We start from the raw sequence: 15,281 nt of genomic DNA, 5'->3' as shown, positions 1-15,281 counted from the left end.
GAACATGACAATCGAATGGATCGCTGTTGATTGGGGAACAACTCATCTGCGGGCATGGGCAATGCAAGGTGACACCATTCTGGACCAGGCTCAGTCCGCAAGCGGCATGGACCAAATTCCCCGGGATGGGTTTCAAAAAGCATTGCTGGACCTGATCGAGGGCTGGCTTGGCGATGCCGCCATGGATGTGGTCGCCTGCGGTATGGTGGGTGCGCGTCAGGGCTGGGTTGAGGCACCATATTCCGCTGTACCTTCGGTTCCTGTTTCCGTTGCACCTGTCCGCGTTCCGGCAACAGATCCCCGTATCCGCGCCTTTGTCGTACCCGGGCTAAAGCAAACAAGCCCCCCCGATGTCATGCGCGGAGAAGAGACACAGATCGCCGGTTTTCTGGCCCACCGGCCAAACTGGGACGGCATCATTTGCCTGCCCGGAACGCATACCAAATGGGTACAGGTCAGCGCGGATGAAGTCGTCAGCTTCCGCACATTCATGACAGGCGAAATCTTCGGATTGCTCAGCAATCAATCCGTCCTAAAACATACGGTCAGCGAAGGCTGGGACGACGCGGCTTTTGCCGAGGCTGTGGCGGATGCCCTGTCCCGACCGGAACAACTTGCCGCGCGCCTTTTCGGCCTGCGGGCCACTGATCTGCTGCAGGGTCAGGGCTCCGGTGTCGCACGTGCGCGTCTGTCGGGATACCTGATCGGAGCGGAACTGGCCGCGTCCCGTCCCTATTGGTTGGGCCAGCAGATTGCCATTATCGGGGACCAAAGCCTCTCGGAAATCTATGCCATCGCGCTGAAACAGCAGGGTGCATTTGTTGAAATAGCCGACAGCACGCAATCTACATTGGCAGGTCTTTTGCAGGCCCGAAATCTGACGAGGCAAACCGCATGAGCCGTCCTATCATTGCAATTCTGCGCGGTCTGCAACCCACCGAGGCCGCCGAAGTCGGGCATGCCCTGATCGACGCGGGCATAGACCGGATCGAGGTGCCCCTGAACTCACCCGATCCGTTGACCAGCATCGGCATTCTGGCGGAACGTTTCGGCGATCGCGCATTGATCGGCGCCGGAACCGTCCTGACCATCGAACAGGTTGATGCGGTGGCCGGGGTCGGCGGCAAGCTGATCGTCTCGCCAAATTTCGACGCTGAGGTGATACAGCAGACGATCCAACTGGGCATACAAAGCTGGCCTGGCGTCTATACCCCGACCGAGGCCTTTGGCGCGCTCAGGGCAGGGGCAACCGGGCTCAAACTGTTTCCGGGCGTGATGGCGGGGCCCTCGGGCCTGGCCGCAATACGCCCGATCGTGCCCAAAGACGCGCTGGTCTTTGCTGTGGGCGGGGCGGGCCCCGAAAACTTTGCCGATTGGCTCAAGGCCGGGGCGGACGGGTTCGGGATCGGCTCGGCCCTGTATAAACCGGGAATGGCCGTTGCCGACATTGCAGAGCGCGCGCGAAAGATCGTCTTGGCCTATGACAAGGCCGCCCAATGAGTGTGGTGTTTGACGACCGTCCCTGCGATCTGGGCGAAGGGCCTTTGTGGCACCCGGAACGGGCGCAGCTATTCTGGTTCGACATCACCGGAAACCGCCTGATGACCCAGAAGGACGGGCAGCAGCAAAGCTGGCAGTTCCCGGAAAATGTTTCAGCAGCAGGCTGGGTGGATAGGGACACGCTGTTGATGGCTTCCGAGACCGGGCTGTGGCGCTTTGAACTGAAAACCGGTGAGCGTAGCTTGGTCACCCATCTAGAGGCGGACGATACGGTCACCCGTTCCAACGATGGCCGCGCTGATCCCTGGGGCGGTTTCTGGATCGGCACCATGGGCAAAAACGCCGAACCCGGCGCTGGGTCCATCTATCGGTTCTGGCGCGGAGAACTGCGGCGGCTGGTGCCGGATGTCACGATCTCGAACGCCATCTGTTTTGCGCCGGATCGCTCTTGCGCCTATTTCACCGACACGGTCACCAGACAGGTCATGCGCTGGAGTTTGGACCCGGAAACCGGGTGGCCAGAAGGCCAAAGCACCGTGTTCCTCGACCTTACCAAAGACCAGCTGAACCCTGATGGAGCAGTGGTCGATACGAGCGGAAATATCTGGATCGCCCAATGGGGCGCCAACCGCGTGGCTGCTTACTCGCCTGAGGGTCGGTTCCTGAAGGCGTTCGGTTTTGACGCGGCCCATGCCTCGTGCCCGGCTTTTGGCGGGCCAGACCTGACAACGCTGTTCTGCACCACCGCTCGCCAAGGGCTGGATGCGGCACAGATTGAAACCCAACCTACCAACGGAATGACCTTTGCCGCGCCCGACGCAGGCAAAGGTCAGGCAGAGCACAGAGTCATCCTATGAATCCCGAACTTGGCGTTTGCTATTACCCCGAACATTGGCCAGAGGCGATGTGGGCGGACGATGCAGCACGTATGGTCGAAACCGGCCTGACATGGGTGCGGATAGGCGAGTTCGGCTGGAGCCGGATGGAGCCCACGTCGGACGATCTGCACTTCGACTGGCTGGATCGCGCAATCGAAACCTTAGGTTCTGCCGGGTTGAAAGTGGTGCTGGGCACGCCAACAGCGACGCCGCCACGCTGGATGCTGGACAAACACCCGGACATGCTTGCCGTGGATGCGCAGGGTCAGCCGCGCAAGTTCGGCTCTCGCAGACATTATTGCTTTAGCCACACCGGGTATATCGAAGAATGCGTTCGGATCGCACGTGTCATGGGCGAACGCTATGGGCGCAACCCGCATGTCGCAGCATGGCAGATCGACAATGAATATGGCTGCCACGACACCACTGTCAGCTATAGCCAACCCGCCCTACACGCATTTCAAAACTGGCTGGAAGGTCAATACAGCACGATTGAAACCCTGAATGCAGCGTGGGGAAATGTGTTCTGGTCAATGGAATATGACAGGTTTGATCAGATCGACCTGCCGAACCTGACAGTGACAGAACCCAACCCGGCCCATGTTCTGGCCTTCCGGCGGTTCAGTTCAGATCAGGTGGTGGCCTTCAACAGGGCACAGGTCAAAGTGCTGCGGCCCCTGACCGATGCGCCTTTGCTGCACAATTACATGGGGCGTGTGCTGGATTTCGACCACTTCGCAGTGGGTACCGATTTGGATATCGCCACATGGGACAGCTATCCGATCGGGTTTCTATCTGACCGGCTTGAGGCGGATAAGGCACATAAGTCGGCCTTTCTGCAGCAAGGCGATCCCGACATGCAGGCCTTTCATCACGATCTGTATCGCGCTGTGGGGCGCGGGCGTTGGTGGGTGATGGAACAGCAACCCGGCCCGGTGAACTGGGCCCCTTACAACCCTGCACCTCTGCCCGGTATGGTGCGCCTGTGGTCGCTTGAGGCCGTGGCGCATGGGGCCGAGGTGGTCAGCTATTTCCGCTGGCGGCAGGCGCCCTTTGCGCAAGAACAGATGCATGCAGGACTGCTGACGCCGGACAACCGCTCTGCCCCGGCTTTGGCCGAGGCACGCCAAACCGCCGATGATCTGGCCGGGCTGGGAGCAATCACACAGGCCCGAACGGATGTCGCGATCCTGTTCGACTATGCCTCGGATTGGGCCTGGGCGACGCAACCTCAAGGGGCTGGGTTCGACTATTTCAAACTGGTCTTTTCAACCTACCAAGCCCTGCGCCGGGCTGGATTGTCAGTGGATTTCCTGCCTGCGGATAACATCCCAATGGCGGGATATAAGGTGATCCTTGCACCGGGTCTGGCGACCATTGGTCCCGATCTGGAACAACGCCTGACCGATGGTTGTGATCTGGCTGTTCTGGGCCCGCGCTCTGGCGCCATCACGCAGGACTTTCAAATACCCGCAACTGGTCGCCCTGGGCTGACTGCACTGGATTGCACTGTCGCTCTTGTGGAAACCCTGCCCCCTCAGGTGACCCGGGAAGTTGATGGTGGCGGCGCATCCCGTCACTGGGTCGACCGCCTGTCAGGAAAGGCCCCGGACCTTTTGACATTTCAAGACGGAACACCTGCCCTGAAAGGAACCGACCACATGTGGTATCTGGCCGGGTTCCCGGATGACACGTTATGGGCTCGCGTGATCAGCATGGCCGCTGCTCGGACAGGCATTGCCTTGCATCCGATGCCTCAGGGTCTGCGGCGGCGCCAGACGGCCGGGCATACATTCCTGATCAACTACAATTCGGCGCCGGTTGAATGGAACGGCCGGATGATCGAAGCCTGTGATGTGTTCATTCAGGAAAATGACACGCCCGCCGAGGGGTAACCTCGGCGGGCGCAAACTGCGAGGCGCTTAGTTCGCCTGCAAACTGTTGGGATCAAAGGCACCGCCATTGCCCGAAGGCGTTTCAGTACCAGAATCCTCTTCTTCGTCACCCAGAGTATTCGGCGCAAACACATTGCCGAAACCGCTGTTATTCGAGGGTTTCGGGGCCGATTCCTGCGCACCCTCTCCCTCTTGCTCAGCCGCTTCCGCCTCGCGCTTTTTGCGCTGTTCTTCGCGCTGCTTGCGCAGCTCTTGAATACGCAGATCAGCTTCAAGGCGCTTTTGCTCTTTGACATCTGCGACACACTGAGCCGGATTGTAGGCGGTTGCGGTTCCGACCACAGTGATCGTGGCAACCGCAAAGACAACCAGCAGAACCGCAGCAAGGTTCCCGGCAAAGAAGCTGGGAAGCTTGATCTTGCCCGCCAGTTCCTCGACCGTGGCGTTCTTGCGTGCAGCAGCCACCAGTTCCTGTCGCTTCAGCTTGGCCTCGTTCAGCAGGGCAAAGAACACCGTCAGCGCCACGATGATGAAGGCCAGCGCCGAGATCGAGGGCGTGATGCCATAGCGCACCTTCTGCGCCAGTTCGATGGTCAGCGTCGGGTATTCACCAAAGGTGAAGGTGGTGGTGTTGTAGTTCTCAAACGAGGCCAAGAACGCCAGCACTGCCGCGCTGGCAATCGCCGGACGCATGAACGGAAGCATGATCTTGCGGAACGCCTGAGCATGGGTTGCACCCAGATCCAGCGCGGCCTCGGTCAGCGCCATATCATAGCGCTGCAACCGTGCCACCAGCACCAGCATGCAATAGCTGGCGATAAAGGTGGATTGGCCGATCACCGTCAGGAATATCCCGTTTGACAGGAAACTGTCGGCACCCAAGCCCAACATCCGGTTGATCCGGTCCCAGAACACCAGTGTCGAGATACCCAGAACAACGCCCGGGATCAGGATCGGCGCGATGATGACCGTATAGTAGGTCGCGCGCAGTTTTGGCCAGATCTGCGTCAGCATCAGCGCGCCCGCAAGACCCATCGCCACCGATAGAACCACCGTTCCGGCGCCGATGATCAGTGAGTTCTTGATGCCGTTCAGGATACGTTGGTCCTGAAACAATTCGCCAAACCACTGGAAGGTCAGACACTCCCACGGTGTCATCCTTGGGAATTCGGACGAGTTGAAGGCCGTGACCGACATGATCACCAGCGGACCCAGAAGGTACAGGAAGAACAGCACCAGGTAGACCCAAATGCTTACACGGAGGAAGGACAAATTCATTTCCCGATATCCCCCATATTCACCTTGAACAGGCGCATAACGGCCAGCACGAACAAGATACAGGTCACCAGCAGAACGATGGCGTAGGCGGCACCCTGCGGCCAGTCATTGTTGTCGTTGAACTGCTGATAGATCAGCTGCGTGAACCACAGGGAGGACGGCCCGCCCAGAATTTGCGGCGCGGCCAGCGCACCCGCGGACAGCATGAACACCATAGTACAGCCCGAACTGATCCCTGGCTTGGCATAGGGAATGACCACGCGCCAATGGATACGCCACCAGGGGGCTCCCAAATCTCGCGCCGCCTCGATCTGGTTTTTATCCAGACTTTCTATGACGTTATACATCGGGAAGATCATCAGCAAGATATAGGCATAGCCCAGCCCGGCATAGAGCGCGATGTCATTGCGGATGAAATCAAACGGCATATCCCAGACCCCCAGCCCAGTGAACAGCGTGTTCAGTACACCGGTTTCGCCAAAGATGATCCGCAGGGCAAAGGCGCGCAGGATCTCATTGATCCAGTAGGGGATGATCAGCATGATCGCAAAGATGCGGATGTGACTGCCCTTGGACTGACCCAGATAATAGGCGATCGGATAGCACAGGATCAGGTTGAAAATCGTAACGCATACCGCGGCCAGAAGGGTGCGGAAAAACACCCTCAGATCGACGGCGTTATAGTCCTGGCTGCCGCCTTCCGGGCCATAGATCAGGTATTTGTAGTTCTCCAGCGTATAGACATCCTTTGGCCCCCCGATCTCGGGCGGGGGCAGGTTTGGCCGGAATGAGAAATCCAGCATCGACAGCTGCGGCAGGATGATCAGGCCGATGGTCCAGAACAGGACCAAACCCAGTATCATCAATCCCATGCCGGTGCCGTTGCGGTTGAAGAATTCTTTCAGAAAATGGGGCATATTTTTATCCCCTTATTCCGCGGCCAGCTCACCCGCTGGAACCAGAACCGCATTATGGGTCTGATATTCCAACGTGATGGTCTGCCCGGTATGGTCATCGAAAGATTGGCCTAGATTGGGCAGCGATACCTTAATTTCCTTGCCGCCATCGCCTTCGGTGAAAATATTGAAGGCGTTACCTTCGAATTCTTCATGGTTCACGCGGGCGGTTACAAAATGGTCGCCCACTGCACCGTCCGGTGCAATCGCCAGCGCCTCGGGGCGAATGAACATCATCGCGTCATCGCCTTCTTTCAGCTTACCCTGATTTACAGTGGAAATCCGTGCAACCAGATCGCCGGATCGGTTGGTTGCAATCAGCGCCTCATCTCCCATGACTTGCTTGATCTTGCCGCGGAAAACGTTGTTTTCGCCAACGAACGACGCCGCAAAAGCCGTGTTGGGGTCATTGTAAATTGTCTTGCCATCGGCAATCTGGTCGATCACTCCTGCACGCATTACGGCGATATTGTCCGACATGGTCAGCGCTTCGCCCTGGTCGTGGGTGATGTAGATGAAGGTGATACCGACACGCTTCTGAATCTCGCGCAGCTCGGTGCGCATATGCTGGCGCAACTTCAGGTCCAGCGCCGAAAGCGGTTCGTCCAGCAGCAGTACATCGGGTTCGGCACATAGGGCGCGGGCAATCGCCACGCGCTGACGCTGACCACCCGAAAGTTCGCTGGGCAGCTTGTCACCCTGTCCCGGCAGCGCGATCATGTCCAACAGCTCATCGGCCCGCTTGCGGCGCTCGGCCGCGCTGGCGCCTTTGATCTCCATCGAGAAAGTGATGTTTTCCCAGACTTTCATCAAGGGGAACAGCGCGAGGTTCTGAAAGATCAGGGCAGTCGGGCGCTTGTTGGGCCCGATGCCGCGCATGTCATTACCACCGATCAGAACCTTACCCTCGCTGGGGTCCAGAAACCCCGAAACAGCGCGCAAAATCGTTGTCTTGCCGCAACCGGATGGTCCCAGGAACGAAAAGAAATCGCCCCCGTTTATGTTCACATTTGCGTCCCGCACCGCGACAAAATCGCCGAAACGGATCCACAGGTTTTCAAGATCTACACCGACCCCTGCACTCATTTTTGGTATCTCCGATTGATGCGCTTGGTGGTGCGCACCCAAATGGGTTCCGTCACGCAGTGGCGTGCGGGTTGGGAGCCCCCCGCGTTTGGCGGAGGGCACTTTTTTGAAAAGCTATCAGGCGCTTTTGAACTTGTTGACGAACTCGGTCCGGGTTTCCGCATACCAGGGCGCTTCGGCCGGCCACGGATTGAGGTTGGCCAGCGAGTCGCCCGGATAGGCTTCGGCGAAGTTCTTCTTGTAGGTGTCGCCCGAATATTGGTCGGCACCCAGAACGGGCGAGTTGTACCCGTGGCTGTCGATCGCAACACCGGCCGGTTTGGCCTGGTAGGCAAAGTCGATGAAGGCATAGATCTGGTCGATATTGGCAGCACCTGTTGGAATTGCCATACCATCAACCCAGGCCATCGCCCCTTCAACCGGAGCCTGATAATGCACAGGCTCACCTGCAGATTTAAGTGCCAGCGGCGGGCCATCCCATGTCTGACCAACAATCACGCCTTCGTTCAACAGACCGTTCTTCTGTGTGTCGGCGTCGTTCCAGATCAGCTTGATGCGGTTCTTACGTTCGATGCACCAATCTGCGATCTGACCCCAAACCTTGCGCATGGTATCTTCGTCGCCATAGGCGGCCCAGACGGAACCGGGCTCCATCTCGCCTGCGCGCTCCATGTACAGGCCTGCGCCCAGCATCATCGAGTGCGCGCGGCCCATGGTCTTACCTGCGTTTGCTTCGGACCAGACGTCGCCATAGGACGGCGCGTCACCTTCAGGCAGCCACAGGTCAGTCCGATATGCGATGCCTTCAGTTCCCCAGATATGTGGCAACCAATGCACACCGGAATCGCCAAAGTTCCAGGCATCTGTACCAATCGCTGCCATCGCCGGGTTCACCAGATCAATCGGAACCTTGTTCATGTCGAAAGGCTGCAACAGCTCAAGCGGTTCCCACTGCAAAGACCGGTTATTGGTCGGCGACACGATGTCGAAACCCTGACCCTTGGTGGCCTTCATCTTGTTGATGATTTCTTCGTTCGACCCGATACCGGTATAGTTCACCTTGATTCCGGTCAGTGTTTCGAATTCCTGCAAGAATGCTGGTGGCAGGTAATCGGACCACATCAAGATGTTGATCTCACCCGAGGACGCCAGCGCGCTTTTGCTGTAAAGCGGTGCAGCAAGTGCTGCCGCCCCTGCGCTCTTCAAGATAGTACGTCTGGAAAGGTTTTTCCGTTCGGCCATATTCGATTCTCCCATAGTTGGACTTTCAGTCCTATTGTTATGCAATCACAGGCTAGAGGGTTGCTGCAAAGCTGTCAGTCCAAAAGGGACAGTTTGCAGAATTCATAGGTCCAGTTTGCAATCATGTCCGCAAGCTCTGGTTTACTTCCACTTCCAGACTGAGACACCATAGGATGGGATTTCTGAAGTACCAACAATATATTGCCGATTTTCGTCATCCGGCAGAACCTGTGCGGCAGCCCCGAAGTTGAACGCAAAGCCGAGGTCACCCCGCTGTGTAACACGAAGGTCCGGGTCACATTCCCGTATCGGAAGGCCCGCCCATGTCAGCGCTTTAATAAGGATCGCCCGTAGCAACGGCCCGTTGGGGATCATCGCCAGATACAAAGCCCGGTCCGATTGCACAATCGCCGGACTGCCAGCCCTGTAAGCACTTACGAAATGCGCGATTACCTGATTTTCGGTCTCGATGACTTCCCGCCAGCCCTTAAAATCAAAGGTTCCGGTGCTCTCGAGGCTTACGGATTCACCCGCCAGATCCGGCAGGGATTCGACGCGTATGACTTTTATCCCTGCAAGATCGGCCAACTCTCCGGGAGCGAGATTTTCAGGGGTCCACATGTCCACAGTCTTGCTGCCCGCACGGGCACCGATCAGCAATTTGGCCTGGCTGTGGTGCAATCTCTTTGCCAGATCGGGCGAGATGATCATGTTTTGCGGCAATACGATCAATGAATACCCTGTCAGATCATCATCGGGACCAACGAAATCCAGATCGACCCCCAATGCACGCAGGCCAGCATACCAAACCCGGAAAATCCCGGCATTCGGGAATGCGTCATCTTGCGGCAGGATATCTGCAGCCCAAATGGATTCGTAATCCAACAGAATTGCCACAGCTGCCTTCTGCCGGGTGACTTCCGGCAGGGCAGCACGCTCTTGTGCAACCTGCGCCAGTTCCAGCGCAGCCTGATCCGGGCTGCCATCCGATCGCAGAAGCGCCGTGTGGAATTGTTCCTGCGCGAACTTCGCCTGACGCCATCGGAAGAACATCACTGCCTGTGCACCGTGGGCAAAAGCGGCCCAAGTCCAAAGCCTGACCATCCCATCCGCAGGTGAGGGGTTCTTTTCGGCCCAGTCCACCGGACCGGGCTGTTGTTCCAGAACCCACATTCGGCCCCTGCCCTGGCTGCGATACAAATCGCAGTGAAACCCCTGATAGTCCGGCGCGCCTGTTCGCAGGTATCGACGTTTGTCTTCATCAGACAGCGACGATCCCAACAGGTTGCCAAGCGGATAGCTGTCAAAACCGACTACATCCAGATCCGCCGCAACAGCGTGATGGTCGAACTCAAAGCTGCCTGCCATGAAATTATGGGTAATATCGCGCCCCGGCGCAAACCTGCGCAGAATATCCGCCTGAGCACGATTGAAATCCCGCACCCGATCCGAAGAATAGCGGGCAAAATCCAGAGCATGGGTCGGGTTCGGGCTGGCCACCAAACTTATAGGCAGTTCGATCTGATCAAAATCGGAATAGAGCGACCCCCAAAACACTGTCCCCCATGTTCGGTTAAGCGCCTCAATCGTGCCATAGCGGTCTTGCAACCATCTGCGAAAACCGGTGCGAGCGGCATTGGAATAGCTCAGAACCGTATCGTGATCGTTATATTCATTGTCGATCTGCCAGGCACGAACAAATGGATTTTCGCCATATCGACGGGCATATTCCGTGGTGATCCGACGGGCCTCGGTCAGGTAGATATCGCTGGAAAAACAATAATGTCGGCGCGACCCGAACCCACGCACCCGGCCATCCGGCCCCACTGGCAGGATCTCAGGGCAGTCATCCACTAGCCATTTCGGAGGTGCAGCCGTAGGCGTCGACATCATCACGCGCAAACCGGCATCGCCCAAAATTCCAATTACCTCGTCCAGCCAGCCCCATTCAAACCGGCCTCTTTCCGGCTCGATCAGGCCCCAGGTGAATTCAGCAATCCGAACCCAATCCAATCCCATATCGACCATGCGCTTAGCATCGTCGCGCCACAGCGATTTGTCCCATTGCTCGGGGTAATAGCAAACGCCCAGCTCAAGCCTGCTCATCGGTTTACCCGTGCGCTGCGGCGTTCGATCCATTTGAGGAAACTAGCGCAACCAAGCGTCACCACGACATAGAGGATCGCCGCTGTGTTGAATGGCGCGAAGGGCAGAAAACTTGAGGCCTGAAACTCGCGCATGCGTTGGGTCATGTCGCGAACCGACAGGATAGACAGCAATGAGGTATCTTTAATCATCGCGATAAACTCATTGCCCAAAGGCGGCGTCACGATGCGCAACGCCTGCGGCAGGATGATCAGCCGGGCAGTTTGCCAGCGGGACAGCCCAAGCGAGCCGCCTGCTTCGATCTGACCTCGTGGGATGGCCTCAATCCCTGATCGGAAAATCTCGGCCATATAGGCCGAATACCCTATGGAAATGGCGATGATGCCGCGAGTCATGTTGGTCATGTCGATGCCGCCACCTGTCGCATCCTTGACCGCACCGGCAAGCGGCAAGCCGATATAGAGGATGATGACCAGCATTGGAATGCCGCGAATGGTATCGACAAAAAACTCGGCCCCTACAGCCAGCGGATGCAGCTTGTGCTGTGCGCCTCCGACCGTCAGTGTCAGAAGCAAAAACCCAAAAACCGCAAAAGTCAGCGCCGGGTTACGAAACTTGTCTGGCAGAAAACTGGATTGCCAGATCACCGGATAGCCCTGCGTATGAACGCCAGCCGGAACAAAAGCACCAGATACGCTGTCGACGGTTGTAATCTGATCCAGTGCAGAGACGGCATCGGGGGCGCTGCGAATGCGATACTGTTGGCCTTCACCTCCGTCGAACTCTCCGAAGCGGATCAAATCCGCCTGGGCCTGCGGCGTACCCCGAACAATGGCAATTCTTGCTTCAGTACTGCCAACCAGAACAAAGCTCACCTTTGGTTGCATAAAAAAGAACGCCGACACGGCCAATAGTGTCAGGCTGATGGACCCATAGACAACGGTTGTCCGAGCTTTGGGCTTGAAGGACTGCAAACCGACCCAGACCAGACCCATAATGGCCGCAAAGATATAGGCAAAGATCGCTGCACGGAACGTTATCGCGACCCCGGTCGCAAATTGCCAATGCGCCAGAAACATCAGGTAAAACAAAACCAGCCCGGTCAGCAGTTCGAGTCCAATCTGAACATAGACTTTCATGGATTGTGGGAAACGGGCCGTAAGAGGGATCACCGCAACCACCATCGCAAACCCTACCAGCAGGGCCTGTAATCTCATTTGCACCTTTGCGACGATCTCGGGGAACAAGACCCAAGGTTGCGAAGATCGGTCAATGAACTCAGACGTGTTTTCGCTGAGCGCATTAAAGAAGACGGATTCCGCAAAGGGCATCAGCACCTGAGGCTGGACAAGTCCAAGGATCGCCAACCCGACCGAGGCCGGGATTGCCAAAACCGCCGCAACCCTCAACCAGTTCGGCGCTATCGTTTGAAACCGGATGTGGCGCGCCGAGAGATAGGCCAATATGGCCACAGCCAGTATCAGAAGAAACCCAACAAAAATGGGCCCCGCATTTTCACCAATCCCCAAAATGGCAACCAATGACCTCAGATATTTCGAGGATGAGGCAAACAGGTAGATGATGAACGGGGCAGCGGCGAGCAAAACAAGATTACTCGGCCGGATCGAGCTTAGGCGGATCATGGCGTCCCTCGGGTTATGCGTGACCCGGCAGGTTTTCCCGCCGGGTCAGAAAGGGTTTCAACGGCTCAATCAGTGCCCCAGTATTTGGCAACCAATGCGTCCATCGTACCGTCAGCCTGAATGGCGGCCAGCCCTTCGTTTATGGCGTCAACGGTTGCGTCGCCTTCCTGAAACACAATACCCAGTGGATCAGACTGAAGGCCTGTTATGCCTACAGCCAATTCCCCGGCAAATTCCTGTTCATATGCCGATGCCGAGGTTCCATCAATGATTACCCCCTGTACGTCAGCATTCTGCAAAGCCAGAATCGCAGCCGAAAAATTGTCATACAGGCTGACATTCTCGCGTCCGACCAGCTCTTCGGCCAGCTGGGCATTGGTGGTGCCGGTCTGCGCGGCCAGTTTCTGACCGCCCGCCTTGAAGTCGTCCAACGTCATGTCGGCATTATCGACCTGCAGCAGGATGGCCTGACTTACAATGATATAAGGCTCGGAAAAATCCATGTTCTCTTCGCGTTCCGGAGTGATCGAGACACCCGAGATCACGAGGTCGAACTCCCCTTGCTGAAGCGCGGCAAAGATCCCATCCCAGGCTGTATTTACGAAATTCGGGACGCAGTTCACCTTTTCACAGATCGCATTCATGACATCGACATCAAATCCCACAATCTGACCCGTGGACTCATCGACCGTCTCCATGGGCGGATAGGTGGCATCTGTTCCGATCTTAAGTACGCGCCCTTCAAGATCCGCTGCAAACACAGCAGGCGCGGCAAGCGCGGTCAGGGCGGCGGCGGCAAATAGGTTTCTTAACATCTCCGGTTACTCCTTTGTTGGTTCAGGTGTTTAGCGCCGCTTCCGGCGCGACTGTGTCAGGTTGCCGCTCGATCAAAATGGCCCTGATCTTTTTTTGTGTTTCGGACGGGTCAACCCCGTCCAAAGCCTTGAGCATATACTCACCCAGCAATCGACTGGTTTCCTCAATAGGGACGTAATAGGTGCTGGGCGGAGGGACAAAATAACGGCTAAGTTGCAGATCATCGGTCGAGATCACGGTCAGTTCGCGACCGACCTCAACACCCGCCGCATGGGCAGCAGAAAGCACACCCAGGGTCATGGCTTCGTTCGCGCAGATGATCGCGGTTGGCCTGTCGGATAGCCGCATCAAAACTTCAAAGGCATTATACCCCGTTCGCGCGGTCGTAGGCCCGCTGAAGATCAGGGCCGGGTCAACGGCCAGACCGGACGCTCTGAACGCCTGGGCATAGCCCGTTCGACGTTGCGTCGCATAAACCAGATCATCCGGCGGGTTCACCAGGGCAATCCGGCGATGCCCCAAGGCTAGCAGTCGTTGCGTTGCATCGTGACCTGCTGCCTGACTGTCTATATCGACATAGGCATGTGATCTGCCGCTGTCGCTCATACCCATGGTGACAAAGGGGAAACCATTCTGTTGCAGATAGGCAATGCGCGGATCGGCGTGGCGCGTACCCGAGAATATCACCCCGTCTGCCAATCCGTTCTGAACGATTTCCTTCAGCGTCGCCATCGTTCCCTGCAGGCCCGCCACGCTGTGAACGCCAAGCTCATAACGCGACCCTTTCAAAGCCCGCGAAATACCCGCGACAATGCGTGTGAATTCGACGCCTTCCCATTCTTCATCTGAATCAGGTGACACGCTGACCAGAACGCCGATGCGATAGGACTTTTTTGTCCGCAGCTTCAGCCCGTCCAGATTGACCCGGTATCCAAGCTGTTCGGCGGCAGACTGAATCTGCTGCCGCGTTTCTTTCTTGACGGTTTCGGCACCACGCAGCGCGTTCGAGACGGTTCCGACAGAAAACCCCGTCTGCTTTGCAATCGACTTGATCGTCGCGCGCGCCACTATGTCACCTCAACGCTGCGCATTCGCATCAACAGGTCATGTCCCGTCTGCAATGTTTGCGCGTGATCGGCAGTTTCATCATGTTCCACAAAAAGGTCAGCGCAGGGACTGTCAGCCAGTACACGCAGGACCAGAGGCCAGTCCACAACCCCCTGCCCCAGATTTCGCCAGCGCTCGTCGCCTTGCCCGGCCAATAGATCGACGTCTTTAGTATGGACGGAAACGATCCGGTCGGAATAACGGCTCAGCAGTGCAGCCGGGTCAGAAAGCGCCGAATATAGCCAACCGATATCCGGCTGCCATCCAATGGTCTCATGCGACAGGACCATATCCAATGGCGAGCCCTGCCCAAGATCGACAAGGTCAAAATCGTGGTTATGATAGGCAAGGCGCACACCGTTTGCCGACAAGGCAACAGCCCATTCCGCCAACCGGCCCGACACTGCCTTCCACCCCTCGGCGGTGCCGGGCCGAGCCTTGGGCGACAGCCAAGGCATGACCGCCACAGGGCATTCCAAAGCTTCAAGCATTCTAAGAATGTCATCAAACCGTGTTTCAAATTCTTCCCAGTCAAAATGGGCCGATCGAACGGTGAAACCAGCCTGTCTAACCTCATTGGTAACCTGCTTGGGGGTAAGATCGTGGAACCCGACCGTTTCAATATCGGTGAACCCGCAGGCACGCACCAAGTCAAGCTGGGCCGCCAAATCCCCAACCTGCCGGACTGTGTATAACTGCGCTGAAACTCGCATTTTCACGGTTCTACCACAAAATGAAACGTTTCAATCAAGTTGAAACAGCATCAGGGGTCTT

13 protein-coding genes are annotated in these 15,281 nt (G+C 57.1%); 4 read left to right on the top strand and 9 right to left on the bottom strand.

Going from position 1 to position 15,281, the window contains the following annotated elements; genetic code table 11:
• Positions 1–4 precede the first annotated feature (4 nt).
• The 4 genes from AC2FH6_RS13615 to AC2FH6_RS13600 are packed head-to-tail and all read left to right on the top strand — an operon-like array spanning position 5 to position 4,273.
• Entirely contained in the window at positions 5–898 is an 894-nt protein-coding gene (locus AC2FH6_RS13615; protein WP_496703136.1) for a 2-dehydro-3-deoxygalactonokinase, read from the top strand.
• Positions 895–1,500 carry a 2-dehydro-3-deoxy-6-phosphogalactonate aldolase gene (locus AC2FH6_RS13610; protein ID WP_496703134.1) on the top strand — a complete coding sequence of 202 codons (606 nt, stop codon included), beginning with the start codon at positions 895–897 and terminating at the stop codon, positions 1,498–1,500. Before AC2FH6_RS13615 ends, AC2FH6_RS13610 begins: the two co-directional genes overlap by 4 nt.
• The gene (locus AC2FH6_RS13605; RefSeq protein WP_496703132.1) at positions 1,497–2,357 is read left to right on the top strand and encodes an SMP-30/gluconolactonase/LRE family protein; all 861 of its coding nucleotides are present in this window, start codon (positions 1,497–1,499) and stop codon (positions 2,355–2,357) included. Before AC2FH6_RS13610 ends, AC2FH6_RS13605 begins: the two co-directional genes overlap by 4 nt.
• Positions 2,354–4,273: a beta-galactosidase gene (locus AC2FH6_RS13600; RefSeq protein ID WP_496703131.1), complete on the top strand. Its 1,920-nt coding sequence runs from the start codon at positions 2,354–2,356 to the stop codon at positions 4,271–4,273. The genes AC2FH6_RS13605 and AC2FH6_RS13600 overlap by 4 nt, the downstream gene beginning before the upstream one ends.
• Before the next feature lie 27 nt (positions 4,274–4,300).
• Here the strand turns inward: AC2FH6_RS13600 and AC2FH6_RS13595 are convergent, their stop codons facing one another.
• The 9 genes from AC2FH6_RS13595 to AC2FH6_RS13555 all read right to left on the bottom strand — a co-directional run bounded on the left by AC2FH6_RS13595 (position 4,301) and on the right by AC2FH6_RS13555 (position 15,220).
• The gene (locus AC2FH6_RS13595) at positions 4,301–5,551 is read right to left on the bottom strand and encodes an ABC transporter permease (protein WP_142636150.1); all 1,251 of its coding nucleotides are present in this window, start codon (positions 5,549–5,551) and stop codon (positions 4,301–4,303) included.
• Positions 5,548–6,468: an ABC transporter permease gene (locus AC2FH6_RS13590; RefSeq protein ID WP_142636148.1), complete on the bottom strand. Its 921-nt coding sequence runs from the start codon at positions 6,466–6,468 to the stop codon at positions 5,548–5,550. The genes AC2FH6_RS13595 and AC2FH6_RS13590 overlap by 4 nt, the downstream gene beginning before the upstream one ends.
• 12 nt (positions 6,469–6,480) lie before the next feature.
• Positions 6,481–7,593 (bottom strand): ABC transporter ATP-binding protein, encoded by a 1,113-nt coding sequence (locus tag AC2FH6_RS13585; protein WP_142636146.1) that lies wholly within the window; start codon positions 7,591–7,593, stop codon positions 6,481–6,483.
• A gap of 117 nt (positions 7,594–7,710) precedes the next feature.
• Positions 7,711–8,835 (bottom strand): extracellular solute-binding protein, encoded by a 1,125-nt coding sequence (locus tag AC2FH6_RS13580; protein ID WP_496691368.1) that lies wholly within the window; start codon positions 8,833–8,835, stop codon positions 7,711–7,713.
• 141 nt (positions 8,836–8,976) lie between these two features.
• Complete coding sequence (locus tag AC2FH6_RS13575; protein WP_496703129.1) at positions 8,977–10,941, bottom strand: beta-galactosidase; 1,965 nt, start codon at positions 10,939–10,941, stop codon at positions 8,977–8,979.
• The gene (locus tag AC2FH6_RS13570) at positions 10,938–12,584 is read right to left on the bottom strand and encodes an amino acid ABC transporter permease (protein WP_496703127.1); all 1,647 of its coding nucleotides are present in this window, start codon (positions 12,582–12,584) and stop codon (positions 10,938–10,940) included. The genes AC2FH6_RS13575 and AC2FH6_RS13570 overlap by 4 nt, the downstream gene beginning before the upstream one ends.
• Positions 12,585–12,649: 65 nt before the next feature.
• Positions 12,650–13,399: a basic amino acid ABC transporter substrate-binding protein gene (locus tag AC2FH6_RS13565; RefSeq protein ID WP_142636138.1), complete on the bottom strand. Its 750-nt coding sequence runs from the start codon at positions 13,397–13,399 to the stop codon at positions 12,650–12,652.
• 22 nt (positions 13,400–13,421) lie between these two features.
• Positions 13,422–14,468, bottom strand: a complete 1,047-nt coding sequence (locus tag AC2FH6_RS13560) for a LacI family DNA-binding transcriptional regulator (protein WP_496703125.1) — start codon at positions 14,466–14,468, stop codon at positions 13,422–13,424.
• Positions 14,468–15,220: a sugar phosphate isomerase/epimerase family protein gene (locus AC2FH6_RS13555; RefSeq protein WP_496703123.1), complete on the bottom strand. Its 753-nt coding sequence runs from the start codon at positions 15,218–15,220 to the stop codon at positions 14,468–14,470. The genes AC2FH6_RS13560 and AC2FH6_RS13555 overlap by 1 nt, the downstream gene beginning before the upstream one ends.
• Between the last annotated feature and the right edge of the window lie 61 nt (positions 15,221–15,281).

It is taken from the genome of Ruegeria sp. CDSC045, assembly GCF_059610725.1.
Note: the sequence above shows the minus strand (reverse complement) of the source record. Positions and strands in the feature narration are given on the sequence as shown.

Coding starts and splice junctions, on each gene's coding strand:
- AC2FH6_RS13555 (WP_496703123.1), bottom strand. CDS start 15,220: ATGCGAGTTTCAGCGCAGTTATACACAGTCCGGCAGGTTGGGGATTTG.
- AC2FH6_RS13595 (WP_142636150.1), bottom strand. CDS start 5,551: ATGAATTTGTCCTTCCTCCGTGTAAGCATTTGGGTCTACCTGGTGCTG.
- AC2FH6_RS13615 (WP_496703136.1), top strand. CDS start 5: ATGACAATCGAATGGATCGCTGTTGATTGGGGAACAACTCATCTGCGG.
- AC2FH6_RS13570 (WP_496703127.1), bottom strand. CDS start 12,584: ATGATCCGCCTAAGCTCGATCCGGCCGAGTAATCTTGTTTTGCTCGCC.
- AC2FH6_RS13585 (WP_142636146.1), bottom strand. CDS start 7,593: ATGAGTGCAGGGGTCGGTGTAGATCTTGAAAACCTGTGGATCCGTTTC.
- AC2FH6_RS13600 (WP_496703131.1), top strand. CDS start 2,354: ATGAATCCCGAACTTGGCGTTTGCTATTACCCCGAACATTGGCCAGAG.
- AC2FH6_RS13565 (WP_142636138.1), bottom strand. CDS start 13,399: ATGTTAAGAAACCTATTTGCCGCCGCCGCCCTGACCGCGCTTGCCGCG.
- AC2FH6_RS13590 (WP_142636148.1), bottom strand. CDS start 6,468: ATGCCCCATTTTCTGAAAGAATTCTTCAACCGCAACGGCACCGGCATG.
- AC2FH6_RS13610 (WP_496703134.1), top strand. CDS start 895: ATGAGCCGTCCTATCATTGCAATTCTGCGCGGTCTGCAACCCACCGAG.
- AC2FH6_RS13605 (WP_496703132.1), top strand. CDS start 1,497: ATGAGTGTGGTGTTTGACGACCGTCCCTGCGATCTGGGCGAAGGGCCT.
- AC2FH6_RS13580 (WP_496691368.1), bottom strand. CDS start 8,835: ATGGCCGAACGGAAAAACCTTTCCAGACGTACTATCTTGAAGAGCGCA.
- AC2FH6_RS13575 (WP_496703129.1), bottom strand. CDS start 10,941: ATGAGCAGGCTTGAGCTGGGCGTTTGCTATTACCCCGAGCAATGGGAC.